General features: G+C 59.3%; 25 protein-coding genes. 17 read left to right on the top strand and 8 right to left on the bottom strand.

The annotated features are described in order from the left end of the window. The first annotated feature begins 19 nt into the window (after nt 1-19). Both ACMVPR_RS15475 and ACMVPR_RS15470 read left to right on the top strand, forming a co-directional pair. Nucleotides 20-469, top strand: coding sequence for a MarR family winged helix-turn-helix transcriptional regulator (locus ACMVPR_RS15475; protein ID WP_416883605.1), 450 nt, complete (start codon nt 20-22; stop codon nt 467-469). Further along, a complete protein-coding gene (locus tag ACMVPR_RS15470) occupies nt 390-1,169 on the top strand; it encodes a deiodinase-like protein (protein ID WP_416884668.1) in 780 nt (259 codons plus the stop codon). Before ACMVPR_RS15475 ends, ACMVPR_RS15470 begins: the two co-directional genes overlap by 80 nt. A gap of 178 nt (nt 1,170-1,347) precedes the next feature. On the opposite strand, the gene ACMVPR_RS15465 is transcribed toward ACMVPR_RS15470, so the two are convergent. Both ACMVPR_RS15465 and ACMVPR_RS15460 read right to left on the bottom strand, forming a co-directional pair. Next, on the bottom strand, nt 1,348-2,160 hold the full coding sequence (locus ACMVPR_RS15465) for an IclR family transcriptional regulator (RefSeq protein ID WP_416883604.1): 813 nt from the start codon (nt 2,158-2,160) through the stop codon (nt 1,348-1,350). Nucleotides 2,161-2,328: 168 nt separating this feature from the next. Next, on the bottom strand, nt 2,329-3,225 hold the full coding sequence (locus ACMVPR_RS15460) for a LysR family transcriptional regulator (protein ID WP_416883603.1): 897 nt from the start codon (nt 3,223-3,225) through the stop codon (nt 2,329-2,331). Nucleotides 3,226-3,358: 133 nt separating this feature from the next. On the opposite strand from ACMVPR_RS15460, the gene hmgA reads away from it, so the two are divergent. The 4 genes from hmgA to ACMVPR_RS15440 all read left to right on the top strand — a co-directional run bounded on the left by hmgA (nt 3,359) and on the right by ACMVPR_RS15440 (nt 7,776). Then, the gene (gene hmgA, locus ACMVPR_RS15455) at nt 3,359-4,708 is read left to right on the top strand and encodes a homogentisate 1,2-dioxygenase (RefSeq protein ID WP_416883602.1); all 1,350 of its coding nucleotides are present in this window, start codon (nt 3,359-3,361) and stop codon (nt 4,706-4,708) included. 72 nt (nt 4,709-4,780) lie between these two features. Continuing rightward, nucleotides 4,781-5,770, top strand: a complete 990-nt coding sequence (locus ACMVPR_RS15450) for a fumarylacetoacetate hydrolase family protein (RefSeq protein ID WP_416883601.1) — start codon at nt 4,781-4,783, stop codon at nt 5,768-5,770. A 10-nt stretch (nt 5,771-5,780) separates the two neighbouring features. Continuing rightward, complete coding sequence (locus ACMVPR_RS15445) at nt 5,781-5,963, top strand: FAD-dependent monooxygenase (RefSeq protein ID WP_416883600.1); 183 nt, start codon at nt 5,781-5,783, stop codon at nt 5,961-5,963. 928 nt (nt 5,964-6,891) lie between these two features. After that, complete coding sequence (locus ACMVPR_RS15440; protein ID WP_416883599.1) at nt 6,892-7,776, top strand: MurR/RpiR family transcriptional regulator; 885 nt, start codon at nt 6,892-6,894, stop codon at nt 7,774-7,776. A 164-nt stretch (nt 7,777-7,940) separates the two neighbouring features. Here ACMVPR_RS15440 and ACMVPR_RS15435 read toward each other — a convergent pair whose 3' ends face one another. Genes ACMVPR_RS15435 through iolD form a run of 3 tightly spaced genes read right to left on the bottom strand, consistent with a single transcriptional unit; the run spans nt 7,941 to nt 11,538 of the window. Further along, nucleotides 7,941-8,774, bottom strand: a complete 834-nt coding sequence (locus tag ACMVPR_RS15435) for an SDR family oxidoreductase (RefSeq protein ID WP_300586852.1) — start codon at nt 8,772-8,774, stop codon at nt 7,941-7,943. After that, nucleotides 8,771-9,667 carry a myo-inosose-2 dehydratase gene (iolE, locus tag ACMVPR_RS15430; protein WP_416883598.1) on the bottom strand — a complete coding sequence of 299 codons (897 nt, stop codon included), beginning with the start codon at nt 9,665-9,667 and terminating at the stop codon, nt 8,771-8,773. Before iolE ends, ACMVPR_RS15435 begins: the two co-directional genes overlap by 4 nt. Beyond that, nucleotides 9,667-11,538 carry a 3D-(3,5/4)-trihydroxycyclohexane-1,2-dione acylhydrolase (decyclizing) gene (gene iolD / locus ACMVPR_RS15425; protein ID WP_416883597.1) on the bottom strand — a complete coding sequence of 624 codons (1,872 nt, stop codon included), beginning with the start codon at nt 11,536-11,538 and terminating at the stop codon, nt 9,667-9,669. The genes iolE and iolD overlap by 1 nt, the downstream gene beginning before the upstream one ends. Before the next feature lie 116 nt (nt 11,539-11,654). Here iolD and iolG point away from each other — a divergent pair, with 116 nt between their 5' ends. The 9 genes from iolG to ACMVPR_RS15380 all read left to right on the top strand — a co-directional run bounded on the left by iolG (nt 11,655) and on the right by ACMVPR_RS15380 (nt 21,105). Beyond that, nucleotides 11,655-12,665: an inositol 2-dehydrogenase gene (gene iolG / locus ACMVPR_RS15420; protein ID WP_416883596.1), complete on the top strand. Its 1,011-nt coding sequence runs from the start codon at nt 11,655-11,657 to the stop codon at nt 12,663-12,665. Continuing rightward, a complete protein-coding gene (locus ACMVPR_RS15415) occupies nt 12,665-14,098 on the top strand; it encodes an NAD-dependent succinate-semialdehyde dehydrogenase (protein WP_416883595.1) in 1,434 nt (477 codons plus the stop codon). Before iolG ends, ACMVPR_RS15415 begins: the two co-directional genes overlap by 1 nt. An 11-nt stretch (nt 14,099-14,109) precedes the next feature. Further along, nucleotides 14,110-14,928 (top strand): HpcH/HpaI aldolase family protein, encoded by an 819-nt coding sequence (locus tag ACMVPR_RS15410; RefSeq protein ID WP_416883594.1) that lies wholly within the window; start codon nt 14,110-14,112, stop codon nt 14,926-14,928. Nucleotide 14,929: 1 nt separating this feature from the next. After that, nucleotides 14,930-15,895 (top strand): NAD(P)-dependent oxidoreductase, encoded by a 966-nt coding sequence (locus ACMVPR_RS15405; protein WP_416883593.1) that lies wholly within the window; start codon nt 14,930-14,932, stop codon nt 15,893-15,895. A 158-nt stretch (nt 15,896-16,053) separates the two neighbouring features. Then, a complete protein-coding gene (locus ACMVPR_RS15400; protein ID WP_416883592.1) occupies nt 16,054-17,073 on the top strand; it encodes a sugar ABC transporter substrate-binding protein in 1,020 nt (339 codons plus the stop codon). Between the two features lie 24 nt (nt 17,074-17,097). After that, nucleotides 17,098-18,579, top strand: coding sequence for a sugar ABC transporter ATP-binding protein (locus tag ACMVPR_RS15395; protein ID WP_416883591.1), 1,482 nt, complete (start codon nt 17,098-17,100; stop codon nt 18,577-18,579). Further along, on the top strand, nt 18,576-19,631 hold the full coding sequence (locus ACMVPR_RS15390) for an ABC transporter permease (protein WP_300586796.1): 1,056 nt from the start codon (nt 18,576-18,578) through the stop codon (nt 19,629-19,631). Before ACMVPR_RS15395 ends, ACMVPR_RS15390 begins: the two co-directional genes overlap by 4 nt. Before the next feature lie 58 nt (nt 19,632-19,689). Then, complete coding sequence (locus tag ACMVPR_RS15385; protein ID WP_416883590.1) at nt 19,690-20,652, top strand: aldo/keto reductase; 963 nt, start codon at nt 19,690-19,692, stop codon at nt 20,650-20,652. A 93-nt stretch (nt 20,653-20,745) separates the two neighbouring features. Continuing rightward, complete coding sequence (locus ACMVPR_RS15380) at nt 20,746-21,105, top strand: hypothetical protein (protein WP_416883589.1); 360 nt, start codon at nt 20,746-20,748, stop codon at nt 21,103-21,105. On the opposite strand, the gene ACMVPR_RS15375 is transcribed toward ACMVPR_RS15380, so the two are convergent. The 3 genes from ACMVPR_RS15375 to ACMVPR_RS15365 all read right to left on the bottom strand — a co-directional run bounded on the left by ACMVPR_RS15375 (nt 21,074) and on the right by ACMVPR_RS15365 (nt 23,085). After that, nucleotides 21,074-21,301, bottom strand: coding sequence for a hypothetical protein (locus ACMVPR_RS15375; protein WP_416883588.1), 228 nt, complete (start codon nt 21,299-21,301; stop codon nt 21,074-21,076). The genes ACMVPR_RS15380 and ACMVPR_RS15375 overlap by 32 nt on opposite strands. Nucleotides 21,302-21,457: 156 nt before the next feature. After that, entirely contained in the window at nt 21,458-22,168 is a 711-nt protein-coding gene (locus tag ACMVPR_RS15370) for an aspartate/glutamate racemase family protein (protein WP_416883587.1), read from the bottom strand. Next, entirely contained in the window at nt 22,165-23,085 is a 921-nt protein-coding gene (locus ACMVPR_RS15365) for a LysR family transcriptional regulator (protein ID WP_300586789.1), read from the bottom strand. Before ACMVPR_RS15365 ends, ACMVPR_RS15370 begins: the two co-directional genes overlap by 4 nt. A 100-nt stretch (nt 23,086-23,185) precedes the next feature. Here ACMVPR_RS15365 and ACMVPR_RS15360 point away from each other — a divergent pair, with 100 nt between their 5' ends. Together ACMVPR_RS15360 and ACMVPR_RS15355 are read left to right on the top strand one after the other, a co-directional pair. Continuing rightward, entirely contained in the window at nt 23,186-24,319 is a 1,134-nt protein-coding gene (locus ACMVPR_RS15360) for an enolase C-terminal domain-like protein (RefSeq protein ID WP_416883586.1), read from the top strand. After that, on the top strand, nt 24,316-25,566 hold the full coding sequence (locus tag ACMVPR_RS15355; RefSeq protein ID WP_416883585.1) for an NAD(P)/FAD-dependent oxidoreductase: 1,251 nt from the start codon (nt 24,316-24,318) through the stop codon (nt 25,564-25,566). Before ACMVPR_RS15360 ends, ACMVPR_RS15355 begins: the two co-directional genes overlap by 4 nt. Nucleotides 25,567-25,587: the final 21 nt, after the last annotated feature.

The raw sequence follows: 25,587 nt of genomic DNA, 5'->3' as shown, positions 1-25,587 counted from the left end.
TTATTGTATATAGCAATTTATGGACTATGTGAAATTACCTCACTACTGGGTGAATCACCTCAGCTTTCAGCTGCGAAAACAGTTGGAGGTTGCCTTCACCACCAGAGGTTATCAGGTCACCTCCGAGGAATGGGCCATCTTGCTGATCCTGAACAAGCATCAGCAAATGACGCCCGTCGCTTTGTCGCGACTGACTTTGCGTGACCCGACAACCGTATCTCGCCTGATTGACCGGCTGGAGAGCAAGGCACTGGTCGAGCGTAGCCGGACGCGTCGGGATCGCCGGATCGTTGATATCCAGATGACAGATGCTGGTGCCAAGATGTTTGGCGATCTGGCCAAAATCGCTCAGCGGATCGTCCAGCAATCCTTGGTCGGGCTTACCGCTTCTGACATCGAAACGAGTATCCACGTACTACGAAAAATCTCTGAAAACCTCGCTGAAATCGGAGAGACAGCAGATGTATAACTATAGCCAATTCAGTGCCAAGGGCTATGATCTTTCCAACTTTCGCGGACCTTTGCCAGGCACATCAGCGCCTGATTTTTCTTTGGCGCTGGTCGATGGCGGGCAAGCCCGTCTTCTGGATTTCGCAGGTGCATTCCTGGTACTGGAGATGGGTAGCCTGACCTGTCCGTTGTTTCAGGGTCGCCGCAGCACTATGGGCGCGCTGCACGACATGCACCCGGATGTCAGCTTTGCCGTTCTTTATGTTCGCGAGGCGCATCCGGGGCAGGACATCCCTGCCCACGGCTCGGCGCAAGACAAGCACAGTTGCGCTGCGCAACTTGCCGCAGATAGCGAAAAGCGTCGGGTTTTTGTTGATGACATAGAAGGAACCGCGCACCAGGCTTATGGCGGTTATCCCAACTCGGTCTTTATAGTGAATCGCAATGGCTGCTTGGTTTATGCGTCAGATTGGAACAACCCCGCGGTCACGGGACGTGCGTTGAGTCTCTTGAAGAGCGGCAAGTCTGTCAATCTGAAAGCCTGGTTCAAGCCGGTCCGGCCCTCCGTAAGTCTGAAGATACTTCGCGCCGGCGGAAAGGGTTCCATGTCCGACTTTCTTCGCGGATTACCTCGCCTGATCTGGAACAATCTCGTGTTGCGAAATATACGGCTTTTGCGCGGAAAGCCGGTCGCGGTTGCGCCGGATACACTGTGCTGAAATATCTATCCGGCAGAAGCTGCTCCAGTTACAGCGTCCTGCCTTTGAACCGATACATGTCTTTTTTACAATCTCCCAAGAACGTGCAGCATTGCAGGGCATCGGGGATGGATGTGTTTCAATATTTCACGAAACGCTTTGGCAACACTGCAGACCCGTCCGAAAAACCGGAGCCACGTTAGGCCGAGGAGACGTCAGGATCACGGCCCACCGTGACATGTTCGCTCGCCGAGCCCAGTTTTCCGGAATTGCCGAGAATGGTGCCGATTTCAGAAATGCGTTCGGAAGTAGCCCGTTCCCGCGGCAGCACAACCGTCAGCGATGCGATCAGTCGGTTCCGAAGGTCGAAAACCGGGGCGCTTATGGCGCAGGTTCCAACCTGAAAAACTCCTTCGAGGTGAACGTAACCCAAGTCGCGGATACTGGCCGCCCGTGCGGCAATGGAGTCATGCCCGCGCAAGACCTCGGTAAGTGGCGCACGGTCTTCGGTCCCGGTCCACTCATTTATCATCTCCGCTTCGACATCCGGATCAAAGCTGACGAACGTCCAACCCGTTGCGGTTGTCAAAAACGGCAGTGTCGCCCCGACGCGCGCAGTCAGGGCGATCGGACCGTTGCTCTCCCTGAACTCGATGATACTGGCACCCGAGACGCTCTTGACACTGAGAAACGTTGTCTCTCCGGTCTGTTCGCGGATCGACGTCAGTCTTTGGCTCGCGTGACGCATGACATCAAACTGGCCAAGCGCGGTGAGGCCAATACTCAGCGCCAGCGGGCCAAGTTCGTATCGACCTGTTTCCTGACTCTGTGAGACGAGGCCTGCGCGGATCAAACTGACCAGATATCTCCGGGCCTTTGTTGGCGTAATGCGGGAATGACCGGACAGTTGTGTCAGTGATGCGGGACCAGGCAAGTCCACGAATGCCTTCAACAGGGTGCCAGCTACCTCAACCGACTGTATGCCAGTCGGTTTCCTTTCCGAATTTCCCAAATTTTCGTACCTTTGAATAGCAGATAGGGAAGGCTTGAAATTTCCCCGTGTCTTTCATGTCAATTTAGCTGACTTGCCGTGGACCCGCCAGCCAAAGTCGTAAAGACCCCGCCCCGCGGTCCTGCCTGGTGGAACGACGCACCGGAGTCAAAGTAAGACCGGGCCGGCCTATTGATGGGGGCTTTCAAGATGCGAACGTATCATTTCCCGGAACGCGCGATAGGCGGCGCTGGCTCTCGCAGAGCGACGGCGGGCAACACCGGCTGGGAAATTCCAGAATGTTCCGTCATGTTCGATGCGCTGCAAACCGAATGCCTGCATGGAAGTCTCTGCCTTGGCTTCAAAGATCGTCAGACAATCCGATTGTCGCAGCAAGGATATGCAGCCCAATGTCGTCGTCTCGATGGCAATCCTTGGCGGTTCGAGCCGATGGGCCGCAAAATAGGACCCGACCCAAGACGAACTTATCGGATCATCGGCCAATAGAATCCATGGATAGCTGTTCAGGTCATCCGGGCTGGCATGGTGCAGGGTCAGGGGATGCCCCGCACGCGCATAGACCGTGTAGCGGGCGTCAAACACGTGTTCTTTGTGGATTTCCGGATGGTCGGGAAAGTCCAAGGTCCCACAGATCGCATCGCAATCACCGTTCAGCAAGGCATCAAGCTGGGTCGAAAACGGCCCGTGGGTGAGCGTGACAAGCACGTCCGGGTAGCGGTCTGAGAAATCCGCAAGGATATTGGGCAGAAAATGGACGATCCACGATGGCCCGGCAGCCAGCCGAAGCCGGCCTTTGATGCCTTGGTGGTGATCTGAAATCTCTGAGAGCGCGTGCTGGTACTCAATGTCCATCAGCTTGACCCGGCGCGCCAGAATAAGCCCTTCGGCAGTCAGAACGACGCCCTTCGCTCGGCGGTCCAGCAGGCGGACATTCAAAGTGTCCTCCAATTGTTTGACGCTTCGCGACAGGGCGGGCTGGGTCACACCAAGTTCGCGCGCAGCAGCTGAAATGGATCCAAGCCGCGATATAGCCAGAAACTGAAACAACAATCTGAACTGGGTCAATCGCGGATCCTTTTTCACATCTTCCTGAGATGGATGCTGGACATAAACAAATTTGATGCCTTTGTGTCAAATCGGCATGTCTGCTCTTGCGACCTTGGCGGTATATTCGCCGAAAAGCGGAGGACGTGATCAGATGACACTACAGGAACACATTTTTTCTGGTGGCCAGGTGAAGAATGCGGACCCGGATTTCGGTTACCTTCCAGGGTTTGGCAACACGCATTCGACGCAAGCGGCATCCGGGGCGCTGCCAATCGGCCGAAATTCACCGCAGCAGCCGCCACTTGGTCTTTATGCCGAGCAGTTGAGCGGCACAGCCTTCACCGCGCCGCGCGCCGACAACAAGCGGTCCTGGCTCTATCGCATCCTGCCCTCGGTCAAACATGGCACCGGGTTTCAAGAGGTGGACCGCGGGCTGATCCGCACCGGACCTTGCCGAGAAAGTAACTTGCCTGCACAGCAATTACGATGGCAACCGATTGATATTCCGGAAGATGGCTCTGTCGATTTCCTGATGGGATTGCGGACGGTTGCTACCTGCGGCAACGCAGCTGCGCAAACTGGTCTGGCCGCTCACGTCTTTGTCGCCAATGCATCGATGGGCCGAAAATACTTTCACAATGCGGATGGCGAATTGCTCATCGTGCCGCAGCACAACACGATGAAACTTGTCACCGAAATGGGCATCATTGTTGCCGCTCCGGGCGATATCGTTGTGATCCCGCGTGGTATCAAGTTCAAGGTCGATCTGGTGGATGGCCCGATCCGCGGCTATGTCTGCGAAAATTACGGTGTGGCATTAACCCTGCCGGAGCGGGGGCCGATCGGCGCAAATTGCCTGGCGAATGCCCGCGACTTTCTTTATCCGGCCGCGGCCTATGAGGATATCCGGGAAACCTGCACACTTTACCTAAAGGCGCAGGGGCGGCTGTTCCGCACGACGCTTGAGCAAAGTCCGCTAGACGTGGTGGCTTGGCATGGGAACTATGCGCCCTACAAATACGATCTGCGCCGTTTTTCTCCGGTCGGCGCGACGCTGTTCGACCACCCCGATCCGTCAATCTTCACCGTGCTCTCTGCCCCGTCCGATATTCCCGGAACGGCCAATGTTGATTTTGTCATCTTTCCCGAGCGTTGGCTTGTCATGGAGGACAGCTTCCGCCCGCCCTGGTACCATATGAATGTCATGAGTGAATTCATGGGCCTGATTTACGGGGTCTACGACGCCAAACCCGGAGGTTTCGTACCGGGCGGTATGAGCCTGCACAATGCGCTTGTCGCCCATGGACCCGACACCGAGGCGTTTGCCCGTGGATCGACGAAAGTGCTGGAGCCCGAGAAGCTCGCCGGCACGATGGCCTTCATGTTCGAGACGCGATACATCCTTGATCCAACGGACTATGCCGCAAATCTCGATACGATCGACGCAAGCTATCCCGATTGCTGGGACGGGCTGGAACGGACGTTCCGGGCACCTGACTGAGCGGCGGCAAAGGCGTGCCCACGGCACTTGCGCCCAAATCGAACATCATTGATCCAACCCAAGGCACTATCCATGAAACTCGCTTCTTTGAAATCCGGTCGCGACGGCGCTTTGATCGTCGTTTCCAAGAATCTCAAATCCGCCGTACGTGTCACAGACATCGCCCCGACGATGCAGGCCCTGCTCGACGATTGGACGCATCTCGCGCCAAGGTTGGAAACCGTGTCAGATGCCCTGAATGCCGGACAGCAGCCGGGCGCATTCGATCTGGATATGGGCATGCTTGCCGCCCCCTTGCCCAGAGCCTATCAATATCTCGATGGCGCCTGCTATGTCTGTCACATCCGGCGCAACCGCGAGGCACGCGGCGATACATTGCCTTCTGATATCATGCAGGCCCCGCTGATCTATCAGGGTATCTCGCATGGATTCGGGGCCTGGAACGATCCGATCACAGGCCAGAAAGTCGAAGACATGATCGACTTCGAGGCCGAGATCGCCGCGATCACCGGTGATGTGCCGCAGGGCGTCACGCCGGACGAGGCCACGCAATATATCCGGTTGTTCTGCTTGCTGCAGGACACCAGTTTGCGGCGCATCGTGGCGCCCGAACTGAAGCGCACCTTCGGCTTCCTGACGTCAAAACCCGCGAGTTTTCTGGGGCCCATCGTGGTGACGCCCGACGAACTCGGCGATCTATGGGATGGCAAGATGGTCTCCGGAAAGATGCATGTGCATTTGCGGGGCCAGCAGATCGGCAACATCCATACCGGGATCGACAGCCCGTTCCACTATGGCGACGCCATCGCGCATGTGGCGCAGACGCGTCCTTTCGAACCCGGTACCATCATTGGCCTTGGGACTGTGTCGAACGAAGCAGCTGACGATGACTGGTCCATTGGCGCGGGCTGTATTGGTGAATATCGTGCAATGGAAACCATTCAGACGGGCGAGGCCAAACTTGCCTTCATGCAGCCGGGCGATGTGGTGCGGATCGAGCTTTTTGATTTTGAAGGCAATTCGGTGATGGGGGCTATCGAACAGAACGTGTTGGGTGCATGACCCGGCGGACATGACCTGGGATGTCGCGGCTATCGGCCTTGGACCCGTTGGGGCAACTCTTACTTCCCTCCTGAGTCTCCTAGGCCTGCGAACGGTGGTTCTTGACGGGGATGCAAAGGTCAACCCGTCGCCCCGCGCGGTTGCCGTTGACGACGAAGCTACGGGCAGCAGCGATCGCGCGAGGCTTTCTTGATCCATCTAGGTCGAGGTGCCCTGCCCGGGTTCAAGGTGACTGCTGTGTGCGGGGTGCCGGGGCAGTCACGGGATGGGCGCATTGGGAAGCGACGTACGGTGTTCCCTTTTCAGCCAATTCAGAGGAGCCGGACACCATGGAAGCGAACATCGCAGGGACGGCTCGACACGTCCATCGATAGACTTGAGGATGCGACGAATGCGCCACTTCCGATCGGTATTACGCAAGCAGGTCAGGCCAGGACCCTTGGACGAACGGGTCGAAACTCAAGTGGTCAGACGTTGCGCACGAGCCGATCTTGTGCACAGGGCGTATACGCGGGTTCTTCTTCAGGCGAGAAAGCTGAGATCGCATAACCAGCACCTTTTCACGCCGCGCCTGCCAGTTCTAAGCCGCAAGCTGCGTAACCACGCTCTCCACCAACTGCAGAAATCGTGAGTTGCGAGCCCCCGCAACCAAATCCCTCCGGAAACCAAATTAATGTTCGTGGCTTGCGGAGTGGCGTGAATTTAAGGATCATTTTTCTATACAGTATCAATTACTTATACCGATAGGTGCAAATCACCCTGCAAACAACTATGACGGAGCATAGTAGCGGTCAATCTGCCGTGTTCTCATGATGCATGGTGACGATTTCGGATTTATTTCAACCGGATGAGGGGCGTCTTGTGGAACACAGGTAAATGCTGCGATTGTGCGATATCGCACGGTGTCGCGGTATGGCGCCGCTCTAGCCGCATGCTGTCTTTTCGGAGTTGACGTGTCTGTATTGCTTAGAATTATCCCATGCGGAAAAGAAGGCTCTGCGACATCGGTTCCTTGGCTTCAATACGCAGTGAGAACCTGAACGAGCGCTTGCGTCTATGCAATAAAAATTGCACAATAAATGCGCTGCAATTGTCATATTGAGGGCCTGGAGACGGATCGAATGCAGACGACACGAGCAAGACAACCTGAGAGTTTCGAAGCGCTCATCACGGAGATCCACGCCCAGTACGATGATCTGAGCAAAACCAACCAGCAGATTGCCGTATATCTGACGCAGAACCCCAATGATGTGGCGATGAATTCCGTCAACTCCATTGCCGAACGGCAGGGGGTGCATCCGTCAAGCTTCGTCCGGTTTGCTCAGCACTTTGGGTACAAGGGTTTCAAGGAGCTTCAGGGGATCTTCCGCCAGCGCTTGAACACAGCCGCGCCGGGGTTTGAGACGCGCGCAGAGCAGATGAAAGCGCGATTGGCCGAGACGGGCGAGAGCGGCGCGAAAGGGCACCTTGTAGACCTCGTGGCAAACGATCTGGCCTCGCTCGAACAGCTTGTCTCCGACATCGACGAAAAGGATCTCGAGCGCGCAATCGATCTTCTGGAGGCGGCCAACTGTATCTACTTGATCGGGCAGTTGCGGTCCGAGCCTGTCGTCCTATTGTTGCGATACATCCTGACGATGTTGGGGCGGCGCGCTGTGCTCATCGACGCCGCAGGTGGTCTGGCAACACATATGGGCAAGGTAATAGGCAAGAACGACGTGCTTCTAGCGGTGTCCTTCCGGTACTATGCCAAGGAAGTCGTGAACACGGCGGAAGAGGTGGCCGCACGGGGCATCCCGATTATCGCGATCTCGGACTCGACGCTTTCGCCGCTCGCCAAGTCGGCCGATGTACTATTCGAGGTGCCGGAGCGAGAGCAGGCTTTCTCGCGCTCCCTGGCTGCGCCGATCTGTCTTGCCCAGGCTCTGATGCTCGGATTGGCGGCACGCCAGACCGATGACGGTGCGAAGAAAGGACCGCTTATTCCGGTCGTCAGTGCGCCCTGAGGCGCAACTCGGAACCATTTGTTGTCGATCGCCGTGACCGAGCCCGGACACGTTTACGTGCCTGCGCGCTTTTGCCCAAAACGAAGCCACGAAAGACCGCCATATGATGCACATGACGGTCTTGCCCTTGTGGCCTGGTGGCCTTGAAACGGGCGCTGTCGGCTTCAGCCGTATTGCGCTTCAAGCGACATCGCCCGTTCGGGCACGGGCGGTGCGAATTGATAGGCACCCCAAACCGATTGGTCGAAATTAATCACGGACCCGGTCATCATGCCAGCATCGTCCGAGGCAAGATAATTGACCGCCTTGGCCACTTCGGCGGGGTCGAGCAGTCTACCGAAGGGTTGCTCGGCCGCGACTTTTTCCAGCCAGTTCTCATCGGCTCCGTGATATTCCCTCTGAGTTTTGTCCTCTCCTTCAGAGGCCATCCACCCGATATTGAGCTGGTTCACGCGGATGCGGTTCCGCATGACGGCGAATGCGGTGTTGCGAGTAAAGGTTGCGAGGGCTTCCTTCGACGCGCAGTAGGTCGAGATGAAGGGTTGGCCCGCGAGAGCGGATGTCGAGCCGATGTTGACGATAGCCCCCTCGATGCCCTCGCGGATCATGATCGCGATGGCTCCCTGCATCAGGAAGAACGGCCCCCGCGTGTTGACGGCAAACATCTTGTCGAACAGCGCCTCGTCCGTGCGCAGGATGTCGCCCCGGTCGGTGATGCCCGCGGCGTTGACCAGAATATCGACACGCCCGAACTCCATGTCGGCGCGATCCGTCACCGCCTTGCAGTCCGCGACCTTGCCAAGATCGGCCTTCTGGAAGACGACCTTGCAGCCGGTATCGGCCTTGATGGACGCGGCGACGGCTTCGCCCTTCTCGGCGCCGCGCCCGCAAGTCACTATGCCTGCCGCTCCGGCTTCCGCCAGACGGCGCGCGATTGCGGCCCCAAGCCCTTGCGTGCCGCCGGTCACCACGGCGATTTTTCCATCAATACGGTTCATGTTGTTACCTCGTATCCTGCTGCGTCCATAACGCGCTTCAATTCCGCGCGGCCCTTGATGGCCATGTCGAGCGGTGGGTTGGCTTTCGGATCCTGTTCGGCCTCGATGACAAACCAGCCCTCATAGCCCTTGTCGGCCAGTGCCATGACAATGGCCTCGAAATCGAGCGAGCCGTCGCCAGGTACGGTGAAAGCGCCCTTGATGACAGCGTCGAGGAAGCTTTCCTTCGTGCGGTCCAGACCGTCGACCACATTTCGCCGAATGTCTTTCGTATGCACATGAGTGATGCGCGCGTGGTGGTTCTCGATCACCCGGAAATTGTCCCCCCCAGCGAAGGCCATGTGGCCTGCATCGAAGAGGAGCGGCACGCTGGAGTGCTTCATGAGAAGGTCCAGTTCGGCCTCGGTTTCCACGACAGCTGCCATGTGGTGGTGGTAGGCGATATGCATACCTTCCGCCGCGCACCAGTCAGCGAAATCGCTGATCTTGCGCCCGTAAGCAGCCATTTCGGCTTCGGAAATGACAGGTTTCTGCGCCAATGGCGTATGCCGTTCGCCCTGAACGGACCGCGCCACCTCGCCGTAGACGATGCAGGGCGCGCCCGCCGCTTTGAAAAACGCGTGCTGTTCGGCGATGCGGTCTTTCTCGGCCTCAATGTCTCCATCCAGCAGCATGCCTGAGAACCAGCCACCGCAGACAGAGATGCCGTGCCGATCCAGGATCGGACCAAGCTCTTCCATGTTCATCGGAAACCGTCGCCCGGTCTCCATGCCGGTCAGTCCTGCCTCGGCCGCCTGGCGCAGGCATTCGTCAAGACTGACATCGTCCGACAGTTCTTCCAGATCATCATTCCACCACGCGATGGGGGCGATGCCGAGTTTGGCCTTGGGCATCAGACGCCCTCCCGCTGCTTTTGGCGGAGCGCTTCTTGACGGGCGCGGGCCGCGCGCACGGTCTCGCGGTCGTTGATCTCGGGCACGCCGACATACCAATCCGCGCCGCCATCGGTCCAGGCGTGGGCATCGGACTCGATCACCAGCACGGTTGTGCGGTCAGTCGTTTGCGCCCATTCCATCGCCGCCTCCAGATCGGCAAGGCTATCGCAGTGGCGCGCCTCGGCCCCCATCGCGCGGGCATGTGCCGCGAAATCGACGTGAAGCGGTTTGTCCCTGTTCTGAACGCGCGAGTCCTTGAGCAGGTTGTTGAAGCCCGGGATGCCCATACCGGTTTGCAACCTGTTGATGACCCCGAACCCGCCATTGTCGCAGACCACGACGATCATCTTGTGGCCGCTCAGAACGGTCGAATAGATGTCCGAGTTCATCAGCATGTAGGACCCATCGCCGACCATCACGATCGGCACACCATTCTGGTTGCCATCCTTGTCGGTCTTGGCCATGGCGTGGCCCCAGCCGCCGGCGATTTCGTAGCCCATGCAGGAGAAGCCGAACTCCAGATCGTAGGTGTTGGGAGCTTTTACACGCCAGTTCTTAGCGGTTTCGCCGGGCAGGCCGCCTGCCGCGGTCACCATCGTATCGGCCTCGCGCGCGGCCTTGTTCACGACGGCGATCACCTGCGCATAGGAGGGCACCGGGGCGTTCGACGGGGCCTGGCCCGCATCGAGGAAAGCGTTCCAGTCTGCGTAGAGCTGCTGTGCCATTTGCATCTGGGTCGGGTCGGCTGTCCAGTCGCCAAGCGCCGCGTCAAGTTCAGTCAGGCATTCGAGGGCGTCACCCACAACCGGCTGAGCGAAATGTTTCGAAGCGTCGAAGCGCGCCGCGTTGATGTTGATGAATTTCGCGTCCTTGGCAAACGTCGTCCAGGAGCCGGTCGTGAAGTCCTGCATCCGGGTTCCCACGGCAATCACGACATCGGCCGCCTCAGCGAGCTCGCGCGCAGCTTCGGTGCCTTCGATGCCCATGGCGCCGACATAGGCCGGGTGATCATGCACAACTGCCCCCTTGCCCGCGATCGTCTCTGTAAAGGGGATGCCCCGGCGGGTTGCGAACTCGGCCAGTGCTTCGCCCGCGCCCGAGTAGCGCACGCCACCGCCCGAGATCAGGAAAGGTTTCTTCGCGGTCTTCATTAGCTCTGCCGCTTGTGCCACCTCATCGCGCGAGGGACGCGGACGCGGGATCGTCCATGTCTTCTCGGTGAAGAAGCTGACAGGATAGTCATAGGCGACTTCCTGAATGTCCTGCGGCAGGCCGATGAAGGCGGGCCCGCAATCGGCTGGGTCCAGCATTGTGCGGATCGCGTTCGGCAGGGATTGCAGGATCTGTGCGGGATGAACAATGCGGTCCCAGTAGCGGGACACCGGCTTGAACCCGTCATTGACGGTGATTGAGGGCGAGCCGTAGTGCTCGACCTGCTGAAGCACCGGGTCAGGCAGACGATTCACGAAGGTGTCGCCTGCCAGCAGCAAAACCGGAATACGATTCGCATGAGCGACGCCTGCGGCGGTGATCATGTTCGTGGCACCCGGCCCGACAGACGACGTGGCGATCATGATTTGGCGGCGCAGCTTGGCTTTGCCGTATCCGATCGCCGCCAAAGCCATGCTTTGTTCGTTCTGTCCGCGCCATGTGGGCAGATCGTCCTGCACCCGTTCCAGCGCCTCCGACAGGCAGGTGACGTTGCCGTGCCCAAAGATTCCGAACACCCCCGCAAAGAGCGGCACACGCTCTCCGTCGATCTCTGTGAACTGATTGCACAGGTAGCGCACGAGCGCCTGTGCCATCGTAAGACGGACTGTTTCGGTCATTTGAACCTCCCTGAACTCGACGTCATTTTAAAAACGTATAATTGCGAAAAAAATTGCTTGCAACATTTATTGCGGTGCTGCTACAAAAATTGCAGAACACCACGGGAGGTCGATAAATGTTGCGAATTGCGGTCCTTGGATGCGGGAGAATCGGGCAGATGCACGCGGCGAATGTCGCACGGCACGCACGCACCGAGCTTGCGATGGTATATGATGTGCACGTCGCGTCAGCTGAGGTCGTGGCTTCGCGCGAGGGGACAAGGGTCGCAACTTCGGCAGAGGAGGTTTTTGCGTCGAAGGACGTGGATGCGGTCCTTATCGCAACGGCGACGCCCACGCATGCAGACTACATTGAAATGGCCGTTGCTTCCGGCAAAGCCGCAATTTGCGAGAAGCCAATCGACCTCGACCTCGACCGCGTCAACGCCTGCGCCAAAAAGATCGCTGGGACCAACGTTCCGATCCAGCTCGGCTTCAACCGTCGCTTCGACCCCGGCCACCGGGCTGCACGCGACGCGATGCGGGCTGGCGCGATTGGTGACCTGCACCAGGTCATCATCACGTCGCGTGATCCGGCCATTCCTCCGCGCGCCTACCTCGAAGCCGCAGGCGGCCTTCTGCGCGACATGACGATCCACGACTTCGATCTGGCGCGCTTCATGCTGGGAGAGGATCCAGTGAAAGAGGTTTTCGCCGTCGCAGGGGCCCTGATCGACCCTGAACTCGGTGCAGAGCTGAACGAGATCGACAGTGCCATGATCATCATGCGCACCGAAGGTGGAAAGCAGTGCCACATCAACAACTCGCGCACCGCTGTTTACGGTTACGATCAGCGCGTTGAGCTGATGGGCTCCAAGGGGATGGCGCTCTCGGACAACCGCAAACCGCACGAGATGCGGACCTATTCCGCAACTACGACAGAGGTCTCCGCGCCGTACCAGTTCTTCTTCCTCGAACGCTACAGCGAGGCCTTCAATGCCCAGATCGACTACTTCGTCGACGCGGTCGAAAACGGCACAGCGCCCGAGGTCGGTTTCGAAGACGGGCGTCAGGCGCTGATCCTGGCGGAAGCCGCTTACAAGTCACTGGCCGAGGGTCGGCTGGTACAAGTCTCGGAGATCGTGTGATGTCGCTTTACGAACCATTCGGCAATTTCATCGCTGGCATTTGGATCGGCGGAACCGGGGGCGACACACCGGTGATAAGCCCGGTGACCGAACGTCCAGTTGGCGCATACCGCTCCGCAACTGTTGCAGATACCGAAGCGGCCATTGCTGCCGCTGAAGGCGCACTCCCGAAGCTGTCCTCCCTGGGCGGCTGGGAGCGCGCGAACCGCCTGCACCGCATAGCCGACGAAATGACCCGGCGGGAAAACGATGCGGCAACGATGATCTCAGTCGAGACGGGTAAGCCGATCGCTCAAGCGCGTCGGGAATGGACGCTCGCCGTCGAACAGTTCCGCTGGTACGCCGAAGAGGCGCGCCGCCTGACCGGACGGATCGTTCCATCACGGGTGCCGGGTGGCGAGTTCCATGTGACCCATGAACCTGTCGGCGTCGTCGCAGCCTTCACCGCCTGGAATTTCCCGGCAGCCTTGGTCGCGCGTAAGGTCGCGCCTGCACTGGCCGCGGGCTGCCCGGTGATCTGCCGACCTTCGTCGCAAACGCCGGGTGTCGCGATGGTGTTGGTGGATTGTGTGCGGGCGGGAGAGCTGCCGGAAGGGGCTGTTGCGCTGGTTGTCGGCCCGATCTCCTCCACCTACGGACCCCTGATGGCCTCCAAGGCGGTGCGCAAGGTCTCGCTGACCGGCTCGACCCATGTTGGCCAACAGATGATCCGGGACGCCGCTGCCACGGTCAAGAAAGTGTCGATGGAACTGGGCGGCAACGCACCTTTGATCGCCTTCGAGGATTGCGATCTCGAGGCGACGCTCGACGTTGCGGTCGCCACCAAATTCGCCAACGCAGGCCAGGTCTGCGTCACGCCCGACCGCTTCTATGTCCATGCGTCACTGCACGATGCCTTTGTTGATGGTTTCGCCAAACGCGCGGCCGCACTGCAACTCGGTGACGGCCTTGAAGAATCAACCGGGATGGGCCCGCTCATCAACAAGAAACGCCGCGACGAGATCGCCTTTGCCGTTGCCGATGCCCTTGCAGGTGGTGCCGAGGTCGTGACCGGGGGCACGGTGGTTGGGGAGCAGGGGTTCTTCTTTGCCCCCACGGTTCTGACGAATGTACGCGACGAGATGGCCGTCATGGACGAAGAGAATTTCGGCCCAATCGCCGCAATCACGTCTTTTGACGACGAAGATGAAGCACTCACCCGCGCCAATGCCTGTGACATGGGGCTTTCGGCCTATGCCTTCACCAAAGATGCGGCGCGCGCACGGCGGGTGTCGGCAGCGCTGAAAGCTGGAATGGTGGGTATCAACAGCTTTGCACTGGCGGCCGCTGAGGCACCTTTCGGTGGCACCAAATTCTCGGGCCTCGGGCGGGAAGGCGGGTCCGAGGGGATCGCCGAATATCTCGATACGAAACTCATACAATCCGTTTTCTGAAGGCACACCTCATGATCAAGAACAAACTCAAGGCGACGTGGGGCACGGGAGAGCCGACGATCAACGGCTGGCTCTCGATTAACTCCCCATTCGTGGCCGAAATCATGGCTGCGCAAGGCTATGACAGCGTCACGATCGACATGCAGCACGGCGCTGTGAGCTACGAAGGCGCGCTTGGGATGCTTCAGGCGATGCGGGCCTCGGGTGTTGTTCCCATGGTCCGTGTGCCTTGGCTTGATCCGGGCGCGATCATGAAGGCACTCGATGCCGGGGCCTACGGGATCATCTGCCCGATGGTGAACACCCGCTCGGATGCGGAGAGGCTGGTCAGCTACATGCGCTATCCGCCTCTTGGCACGCGGAGCTTCGGCCCGACGCGGGCGAACTTTTCGGCGGGAGAAGGCTATGCGGCTGAGGCCAACGGAGAAATGCTGGCCTTCGCGATGATCGAGACGGCGGAAGCCATGGCTAACCTCGATGAGATCGTGCGCACGCCCGGCCTCGATGGGGTCTACATCGGGCCTGCTGACCTCACGCTTGGCCTGTCGGAAGGCGCTCTGGCGCCCGGCTTCGACCGGACCGAGCCTGAGATGGTCGCGGCGATCCATCGGATTCGGGATGCGGCCAAGGTAGCCGGCATCCGCGCCGCGCTGCATTGCGGGACGGCTGACTACGCTGCGAAGGCGATGAATTGGGGCTTCGACATGGTGACCTTGTCGAATGACGTCCGGCTGCTGGCGACTGAGGCCTCGCGCACTGTCAAGCAGGCACGGAAACTGGTGAACGATCAGACGGCGGAGCCCGAACAATTTCAACAAGCGGGGTATTGAGATGGCACGTGTCCTGGTGGCCGGAAAATTGCACGACAGCGGGCTCGCGCTCCTGCAGTCACGCTCTGATTTCGAGATCGACTATGTCGAGGAAATCAGTGCTGCGTCGATGGAGCCCTATCTCGCCGATGCGACGGCAGTCCTGTTGAGAACCCAACCTTACGAAGCCGCTGCCATCGCCAAGAGCCGCAAGCTCGCCATGGTCTCGCGTCATGGGGTGGGGTTCGATGCGGTCGACGTGGGGGCGCTGAATTCCCGGGGTATTCCGCTTGCTATCGTAGGCGATGTGAACGCCCAGACAGTTGCCGAGCACGCCATGCTCCTATTGCTATCGGCCAGCCGGCGCTTGATCAAATACGATGGCGCGACGCGTCCGGGTGGCGACTGGGGGTTCCGAAACAGCCTGTCGGCGCGCGAAGTTGCGGGAAAGACGTTGCTGATCATCGGTCTCGGGCGGATCGGGCGGCATCTGTCGCGCATGGCGCGCGGCTTTGATATCGAGGTCATCGCCTATGATCCCTACATGTCGCAGGCGGCACCGCTTGGTGTCTCTGTCGTCGACGATCTGGACGCCGCGCTGGCACGTGCCGATCTTGTTTCGGTCCATGTTCCCCGCACCGATCAGCCGCTGATCGGACGACGTGAGCTTGGCCTGATGAAGTCCACGGCTGTCATCGTCAATACGGCGCGGGGCGGCAGTGTCGACGAAGTCGCGCTTGCGGATGCCTTGGCCGCAGGCCGTATTCACGGTGCGGGCCTGGATGTCTTTGTCGACGAACCGCCAACCATCGCCAACCGCTTGACCACCTGTCCGACAGCAACGCTTACGCCGCACTCGGCCAGCATGACGGCGGAATGTGCGGAACGGATGGCCGTGGTTTCGGCGCAGAATATCCTCGATTTCTTTGATGGCCGACTAAAGCCGGAACTCGTTGTAAATGCAAGTGAAATTCGGTTTTCCGCATGATTGCGCCCAGGTCAAAAATCAACGTAAATTGCATTATTGAGATAGATGCAATTTTTGTTGACAAACCTGCCGAGTTGCAACAAGCTTTGAAAAGAGACAGCTGATAGACCCGCCTTGGTTCGGGAGTGCCGGGGCAACAACACTGGAGGAGAGAGACCATGAACTACTTCACGACCACAGCACTTGCAGGCGCCATCGGCCTTGCAGCAGGAACGGCCTTTGCAGAGGATGTTCGCGTCGGGTTCACCCCGAAATTCCTGAAGGATGATTTCCAGACGCTGATGCTGGACTTGTCCAAGGCAGCGTTCGAAGCGAAGGGCTTCGAACTCGTCGGCGCGCCCGATCCCAATGGCGACATCGCCGCGCAAGTGGACGCGTTGCAGAACCTGATCGCGAATGGTGCAAACGTTGTCGTCTTCGCACCCATCGACGCAGCCGGCATCGTTCCGGCGGTCAAGCGGGCCAATGACGCTGGAGCGCTGGTCTTCTCGATCGATGACAGCCCTGCAGGCGGGAACGTGACCGCAACGGTCCGCGCCGACAACGTCAACGCCGGCGCGCAGGGTGCCGAAGAGATGGCGCGCCGTCTTCAGAGCGACGCCTGCTGGACCGCGAAAGCCTGCACTGTCCTCGAATTGCAGGGCGGGCTGACCACGCCGAACGGCCTCGACCGGTCGAACGGCTTTGCCGATAAGTTGGCTGAGCTCGCACCGGATGTCACCATCATCCAGCGTCCGACCGAATGGACCGCCGACATGGCCGCGGATGCGACCCAGAACGTGCTGACCCAGAACCCGGACCTCGACGGCGTGTTCATGGCCTCAGAACTGATGGCAACGGCGGTGAACGCGCAGCTGGCCCGCGCAGGCCGCGGAGCGCCGGTGGGTGATCCCGAAAGCGTCATCCGCATCGCCATCGATGGCACGCCGCAAGGTCTTCAGTTGATCCGTGAAGGTGCGCTTGATGCCACCGTGTCGCAGCCGCTCAGCGCGTATGCGACCAAGACGGCGGAACTGATCGAACTGGTCATGGGTGGCGGCACGATCGAACTGGGTCCCAAGGATGACGGGCGCGTCATCGAAACCCCGGTCGGTCCGCAATACCAGCTTAATGCCACGCTGGTGACGTCCGAGAACGTCGACTCGGACGATCTCTGGGCCAACAAGATCGGCATGTAAACGAACCGCGTGGAGGCGAAGGCCATGGAACAGATCAGACCCATCGTCGAGATGCGGGGCATCTCGAAGACCTTCGGCTCCACGCGTGCGCTTCGCGAAGTGGACTTCACGCTGGAGGAGGGCGAAATTCACGCCCTTCTCGGTCGCAACGGTGCGGGCAAAAGCACGCTCGTTTCGGCGATGAGCGGCGTTACGCCCGCAGACACCGGCACGATCCGCATCGCTGCAACAGAATTCCGCGCCGATGGCAGCAGCTATGCGGCGCGAATTAGGGACGACATCGCCCATGTGCAGCAGACGCCCCAGATGTTCGACCTGCTGCCAGTGGCTGAAAACCTCTTTCTCGAAAACGACCAGGTCCGCAACCGATGGGGCCTGGTCAGCCACAAGCGCATGATCGAGAAGACCGAGAAACTCATGCGCGACTGGAACATGGACATTGCGCCCGGCGACCTTGTCGGAGAGCTAGGGGCCGGTCAGCGGCAGCTTCTGGAAATCATGAAGGCACTCAGCCGTGGCGTTCCGGTGATCATCCTCGACGAACCTACAGCCGCACTCAGCAATGCCGAGAAACGAGTGCTGTTCGGTCAGGTGAAGCGTCTGAAGGCCGCCGGCGTGTCCTTTGTTTATATCTCGCATCACCTCGACGAGATTTTCGAGATCGCCGACACCGTGACAATCTTGCGCGACGGTCAGGTGGTGAAGGCCCGGGCTTCGGTCGAAGGGCTGGATACGGAAACACTCGCCAACCTGATGATGGGCGAAAAGACGACCCGGAGCGCACGAGAGGATCACACATTCTGCAACGCGGCACCGCTTTTGTCCGCGCGGCAGGTTCAGCTGAAAACCGAGGGCCCTAAGATCGACGTTGACGTGCGGCCTGGCGAAATCATTGCGCTGGCGGGCCCGGTAGGCAGTGGCAAGGAAGACCTTGCGATGGTGCTCGCGGGCCAACAAACGCCTGCAAGCGGAGAGGTGAGCGGCCCGAATGGCACACTGCCAACCATCGGCTACGTCCCGACCGACCGGCACGCAAGCGGTTACGTGGGGATGCTGGGGGTTCGCGAGAACGTGGCACTTGGCGGTCTCGAAGTTCTGTCGGACAGGTTCGGCTTCATTTCCAAGGCGAAGGAGGACGGCCTCGTCAGCCGGTTGACCCGACAGACCGACGTGATCGCGTCCTCGCTCAATCAGGCGGTGAGCCAGCTTTCGGGCGGCAACCAGCAGAAGGTGGTCTTTGCCCGCGCGCTCTGTCGCGACCCCCAGATCATCGTGGCGCTCAGCCCAACCCGCGGCGTCGACGTGGGCGCCAAGGAGCAGCTTTACGCCCTTCTGCGCGATCTCGCCAGCAAGGGGCTCGGGGTGATCGTCGTCTCGGACGAAGAAGACGAAATCTCGCAACTCGCAAACCGTGTGGTGATCGTATTCGAGGACCGGATCGTGGACGAAATGGTCGGCGACTACCGCATGGAAGATCTTGTATTGCATATGGAGGGCGCAACATGACCATGGAAGTAGAGGTGCCCTCGGGGCATGGGGGGAAGAAGATGGCTGCAAATGGGCAATCGGCGCTGGCACGTTTCGGGCATGGTTTTGTTGCTGGCGGTTGGACGATGTATCCCGTCCTTCTACTGCTGATCATTGTGGGTGCATTCATCGCGCCGCGTTTCCTGTCCTTCATCAACATCGTCAACATTCTGGAACAGGTGAGCGTTCTGGGCCTCACAACAATCGGCCTCACGTTCGTACTGCTGATCGGACGTCTGGACCTGTCGCTCGAAGGTGTCGTTGGTTTTGCGCCAATGCTGGCTGCTGTGATGCTTGTGCCTGCAGCCGCTGGCGGTTTTGGCGTCGAGCTGCCGCAATGGATGGGCTTGATCGTGGCGCTCGGTTGCGCCGGTCTGATCGGACTGTTCAACGGGTTCCTCGTGGTAAAAGTAGGGCTCAATCCGTTCATCTCGACGCTCGGACTTTTGGTCCTTTTGCGTGGCGGTATCCTGATCATCTCGAACGGGCGGTCGATCTATTCGCCAGGCGAGTCTCTGACATGGCTTGGGTCCGCCCAGATTGCAGGAATTCCCATGGCAGTCTTCGTTTTCCTGATCGTTGCGACGGTTGTGGGGCTTGTTCTCAAATATCACCGTTATGGCCGTGCACTGTATGCCATCGGTGGCAATGAAGACGCGGCGCGGGCCGCCGGAATTAACGTGGATCGCATGATCTGGTCCGCCTTCTTTTTCGCGGGGCTTTTGGCCGGTCTTGCCGGTATCCTGCTGACGGGTCGCCTCGACTCGGCGGTCACAACGCAAGGCCAGGGCATCATCTTCTCAGCCTTTGCCGCAGCAGTGATCGGCGGGGTCAGCCTCGGCGGCGGGCGCGGAACGATCGTGGGTGTTGTCTCGGGCGTATTGCTGATCGGTGTGATCAACAACCTGCTGACACTGGCACAGGTGCCGTCGTTCTATGTCCAGGCCTCGACGGGTGCGGTCATCATCATCGCCGCGATCCTGACCACCGTGGCCAGCCGCCGCTCGGGCGGGGTCAAGACACGAACCTGATCGGGTTGAAATGCCGCTGCCCGGCAACGGGCGGCGCTTGCTCTTGCGGGAGGAAGATATGGAAAAGCGACCCATCGGAAACACCGGCCTTTCCGTAACACCCATCGGCTTCGGCACGGCAGCCTTGGGCGGGATGCCCGACACCTACGGCTACGGTGTAGATGACGAAACCGCCTATGCAACGATCCGCGAAGTCTTTGACGGGCCGGTCAACCTGATCGACACGTCGCGGAATTATGGGTTCGGGCGGGCCGAGGAACGGATCGGCAAGGTCATCCGCGAGCGCGGCGGCATCCCCGAAGGCTTCGTGATCTCGACCAAGCTGGACCGCGACATGGAGACCGGTCGCTTTGATGGAGCACGGGTTCGCGAGTCCGCAGAAGAAAGCCTTGAAGCGTTAGGGATCGACCGATTTCAGATCCTGCATCTGCACGATCCCGAGCACGCCCGCGATCTCGACGAGATCACCCGCAAGGGGGGGGCTCTCGACACGCTGTTCAAGCTGAAGGACGAGGGCCTCGTTCAGGCCGCGGGCATCGCGATGGGGCGCACGGATGTCCTTACCCCCCTCATCGAGAACTGGCCCTTCGATGTTGTCCTTGTTCACAATCGATTTACGCTTCTCAACCGCTCCGCAAAGGACGTCTTTGCGCGCGCAGTCGAAAGAGGCATGACGGTTTTCAACGCGGCCCCCTATGCGGGTGGCGTCTTTGCCAAGGGCAGCGACAAGGTCAAGCGCATTACCTATCAGGAGGTCGACGATGCCGCATTGGCGCCCGTGAAGCGGATCGAAGGGGCATGTGCGGCGTACGACGTCGCCCCCGGCGCCGTCGCGCTTCAGTTTTCGATGCGCCAACCACGAATTGGGGCCACGATTGTCGGCGTCAGCAAACCGGAGCGCGTGCGCCAGACCTTGGGATGGGCAAACGAATGTGTCGGCGAAGATTTCTGGTCAGAACTGGAGGGTCTTCCCTTTGAAACTGTCGATCCCGAGGCAGAGCGCGTATACGTTCCCGGCTGACCTGCGCGCGCGGCGTGTATCCGCTTGCAAGGAAGCTCCGCTCCGGCCTATCCACCGAAGTTCCGAGCGATGCCCTAGTTCCGAAGTTCAAAAATGACGTATTTCTTCTTCGGAATCTTCCTTTGCCTGCCGCCCCTGCTTCTTGCGTTGAAATTTATCCGGCAGAAACCGAGTTGGTGGGAGATCGTCATCGCGATAGCGGTGGGAGGCTGGCTTGCCTGGTTTCTCGTGGTTGTTTCCCATTTCGAGGAGCTGCAAAGCACGGTGTCGAGTATGGAGAAGCCAGACACGGACCTTTTGGAGCAAGCCTATTCGGACAGTGGGCCACTTGTTTTCGCGGCGTTCCTGGGATGGCTGGCCGCGCTGTTCTATGCTCTCCCGTGGTGGGTTATCTACCTAATTGCGGCAATGCTCCGGCGTTTTAGTCGACGAGGTCGAATGGGGGAAAGCTAGGATCGCCCGATGCATGCAGCCCAGCTAGAGATGCCGAAAAAACTGCTCGATCGCGCCGCACCTCGTCGTCGATCCAGTCGTTGAACACCCACAATCTCGGCGATCCTTGCAGGTTCTCGTGCCAAACCAGCCAGTACTCGCGCCGGATCGAAATCTCAGACAGCAGCGGCGCAAGGTCGTTGTCTTGGTGGGCCATGCAGTCCTGCAATACGCCGCAAGCTGCGGAACCACGCTCTCCACCAACCGCAGAAATCGTGAGTTGCGAGCCTCCGCAACCAAATTTCGGTGCATTTTTGGCTGCCGTACACCGCATCACCGATGCGGTTCTTTTGTCGTTGCCGCTTGTCGCCTTTCAGAATTTCCTTGGTGACAAGCCAGCCTGGAACCACGACACAAAATTGAGAATGGAAAAAACGGGCAATCCCGTCGCAGCGCGGATCGCGGATGCGTAGGGTCCCATGTTGGTGCATTCGAGCACCAAGGCTCCTACATCCGGGTTGCTTGCCACGAGCTGTCGGGCGGCATCGACATTGTCTGCTTCGGCCGCGGCGACGTCCAACTCAGGTTCGTTTCCCAGAATGGCGCGGGTGAATTCGCGGCCGCCTTCCGTTGTGCCGATTGGTGTATCGAGTGGCACTCCGGCTGCGTTCAAGTGGGCGTGCGTCAGAGAACTTCCGGAGATTGTCAGAATCCCGGCCTTCTTGCCGGGGGGAAGAAGGGCATTGACCATCGCGGTCTGCATCAGAGAGGACGTCGCGACGGGCACCCCGACGGCTGTTGCGATATCCTTCTGGAAAATCGACAGAAATCCGCAATTCGTCGTGATCCCGTCGACACCATCCGCGACCAGTTCCTGCGCGGCGGCGATGAAATCCTGCAAAAGTCCTTCAGCATTCCTGCGCACGACCTTGTCTGGAGATGCTCCGCGCACGATCTTGTAATGGACGGGAAAGTCCCAACTTGTTGCATTCCCCATGTCACCCGGGATGCGGGGAAACCGCGCTTCAAGCATGAGAATGCCCACGGTCGCACCGTAAATCGCCTTGCCACCTTGCGCCTTCATGCGTCTATCCTGTCCTGCGTTACGTCTATTGCGATCTTCTCCATCTGGGGAATGATCTGATCAAGAAATTCCTGCCCGACAACCGAAATCGGTCGATCGCGCCGTGTCACGATGACGATGTCGAGATGAACTGTCGGCTCCAATCGCCGGACCACGTATCCCTGTCCGTCGTCGCTCGCGAGTGTAAAGGGGTCGATCATTGCTGCCCCCAACCCCTGTTTTACGAGGTTAAGCGCATTTCGAAACAGGTCAGTGTGGCATCGCACTCTGAAATGTGCCCCGTTCGAATGAAAGGCCTCGCGCGTTCGGCGGGTGACCATGTGATCTGCACCCATGATGATGAACGGGTAGTCGTCCAATGCGGACGGTGTCACGGTTGCATCCTCGGCCAGACCCGCGCCTTCCGGAATGGCGCAGAGGGTTTCAAAGGTGAATCGACGCTCTTCAAGGCCTTCGTGCAGGATGGGGCGTTCGCAGATCCCGATCTCATACAGACCTGCGGCGACCCATTCCTGTATCTTGCCGGAATACTGAGACTGAACGGCAAGGGTCAGGTTCGGTCGTTTCTCGCAGAACACAGCGATTTCTGCGGGGATAAAGCCGAATGCCAAGGCATGGTTGGTTGCGACCTGTAGCTGACCCGCAGTGCGATTTTGCAGGTCCGCCACCGCTTGGTTCACATGGTCGAGCCCCCGCACAATCGTATCAATCTCTTCAAACAACACCGCCGCTTCGGGCGTCGGGACAAGTCGGCCCCGTCTGCGTTCGAACAGCTTGAACTTGGTGCGCCGTTCCAGTTGCGACAGCAGGTTGCTGATGGCGGGTTGTGAAACTCCGAGGTGTTCAGCGGCTGCCGTGACGGTGCCGCGCTCCATGATGGCGTGGAAGGCTTGGAATTGGCGAAACGGTGTAGACATGCGCCCTGTGTATCAAGAAAAATTATGAAGTCGCAAAATCTTTGTATTTGAAATGATGTAATCCTCAAGGCACGCTCATTGGAATGGGGGACTTACGCGGATGAACGACGCCGATCAGAAAATCACCGGCTTTGACCTGTGGTACCTTTCGCTGCCCGTTGTTTCGGCCCGAGATCATGGCATTGGGCGGGTCGATGGCGCGTGTGAAGTCGTCGTTCTGCGACTGACCTCGGAAGGCGGTGAAACCGGTTGGGGAGAGGCGTCTCCTTGGGTGGTGTTCACGGGATCCCCTGAAGCGACCTATGCCGCTTTGGATCGGTATATCCGGCCATTGGTCTTGGGTCGAAAAGTTGGGGATCGTGAAAAGATCATGCTCGACGCCGACCGGGCGGTCGCGCATTGCACCGAGGCAAAAGCAGCGCTTGATACGGCTCTTCTGGATCTTGCCGGGCACATTTCCAAACAACCAATTCACCAGCTACTCGGTGGGAAGTGTCGCGATGCGATCCCGCTCTCGGTCTCCCTGGCCAACCCGGACTTTGCGCAGGACCGCGCTTTGCTGGATCGTTTGCGCGAGGATGGCGTTCGCATCGTCAAGCTCAAGACCGGTTTCCGGGATCATGCTTTTGACGTGATGCGCCTTGAGATACTGGCGCAGGACTATCCCGAATTCGCAGTGCGCGTGGACTATAATCAGGGCTTAGACCCCGAGGACGCCTTGGCGCGTGTCCGCGATGTTGCGACGTTCCGGCCGGATTTCATCGAACAGCCGGTGCGCGCGCCGCTTTACGACCTCATGGCGAAAATCCGCAAGGTCATCGACGTGCCTCTCTTGGCGGACGAAAGCGTTTTTGGTCCTGAAGACATGTCACGCGCCCTGCGCGAAGGCATTTGCGATGGGGTGTCGATCAAGCTGATGAAATCGGGAGGTTTTGCGCGCGCGCAATCTGTTGCCACGATGGCGGCCAGCCATGGTTTGGGCGCTTATGGCGGCGACATGTTCGAAGCAGGGATTGCACACCTTGCCGGTACGCACCTGATCGCGGCCACTCAGGCCATCGACCTCGGATGCGAGTTCTATCAGGCCCGCTACTATCTGGCGGAGGATATTCTTGAGACGCCGTTTCCCTGCGATGGTGGTCACGTGCAAGTGCCGGATGCGCCGGGACTTGGCATCCGACCTGATCTCGACAAGCTCAACCACTACTGCATCAGCAGGGGACGCACGGCATGAGCGAGGCCAAAACCATCGCCATCATCGGTGCCGGCATCGTTGGCGTGTCGACCGCCATTTGGCTCCAGCGTGACGGTCACAAGGTTATTCTGATCGACCGCGACGGTCCTGCAGCGGGCGCCAGCCACGGCAATGGCGGTGTACTTGCCAGTTGTTCCATCATTCCAGTCGCGGTTCCGGGCCTCTTGCGCAAGGCTCCAGGCATGCTGTTCAGTGCCGATCAGCCACTGTTCATGAAATGGGGGTATTTGCCCAAGCTGATGCCTTGGCTGGTGTCGTTCCTGAAGACAACCAACGAAACTGCGGTGCGGCGGCGCGCAGCGGCTTTGGCCCCTATCATCGGTGACAGCCTTGCGGACCACCAAGCACTTGCCGCTGGCACCGGGGCCGAAAAGTGGATCGTGCCCAGTGACTATCTGTTTCTTTACTGTGATCGCGCGCATTACGAGGGCGACGCCCTTGGTTGGTCGGTGCGCAAGGAACACGGGTTTGCTTGGGATATCCTCGAAGGCGAGGCGTTTCGCGCATACGATCCGATCTTTGCTCATACCATCGGCCTTGCTGCGCGGGTGGGCGATCATGGTCGCATTCGTGATCCGGGCGCCTATGTCAAAGCACTTGCCGCTCATGCAGAGGCGCAGGGTGCGAGATTCATCCGCGCCGAGGTGACCGATTTCGCGCAGGAAAATGGCCAAGTCACTGGCGTGCGTGCGGGTGGCGAAACAATCGCCTGCGATGCTGTCGCGCTGTGTACCGGAGCTTGGTCAAAACAGCTTGCTTCCAAGCTTGGGCTGAATGCACCCTTGGAAAGCGAACGGGGATACCATCTGGAGCTTTGGGAGCCATCTGTGATGCCCCGCGCGCCGGTCATGGTGGCTTCGGGGAAATTCGTTGCTACCCCAATGGAAGGCCGTTTGCGCCTTGCCGGAGTCGTTGAATTCGGAGGGTTGGACGCACCACCGTCGCGTGCCCCGTTCAACTTGTTGGAACGCAACATCCGGGCCGCCATTCCGGGGATCACCTGGAAGAAAACTGTCGAATGGATGGGCCACCGCCCGTCCATGGCAAATTCGATTCCGGTGATTGGCGAGGTTCCGAAGCTTGCCGGTGCCTACGTTGCGTTCGGGCACGATCACGTCGGACTGACTGGCGGCCCCCGAACTGGAAAAATCGTGGCTCAACTCATGTCCAAGACCAAGCCAAACATTGACCTGAGCCCCTATTCTCCCGCACGCTTCTCTGCGTGACGGGATCAAATCAAGAAAACC

It is taken from the genome of Marivita sp., from assembly GCF_048006345.1.
In the GTDB taxonomy this organism is placed as follows: Bacteria; Pseudomonadota; Alphaproteobacteria; order Rhodobacterales; family Rhodobacteraceae; genus Marivita.
This window is presented reverse-complemented; position numbering and strand designations above follow the sequence as displayed.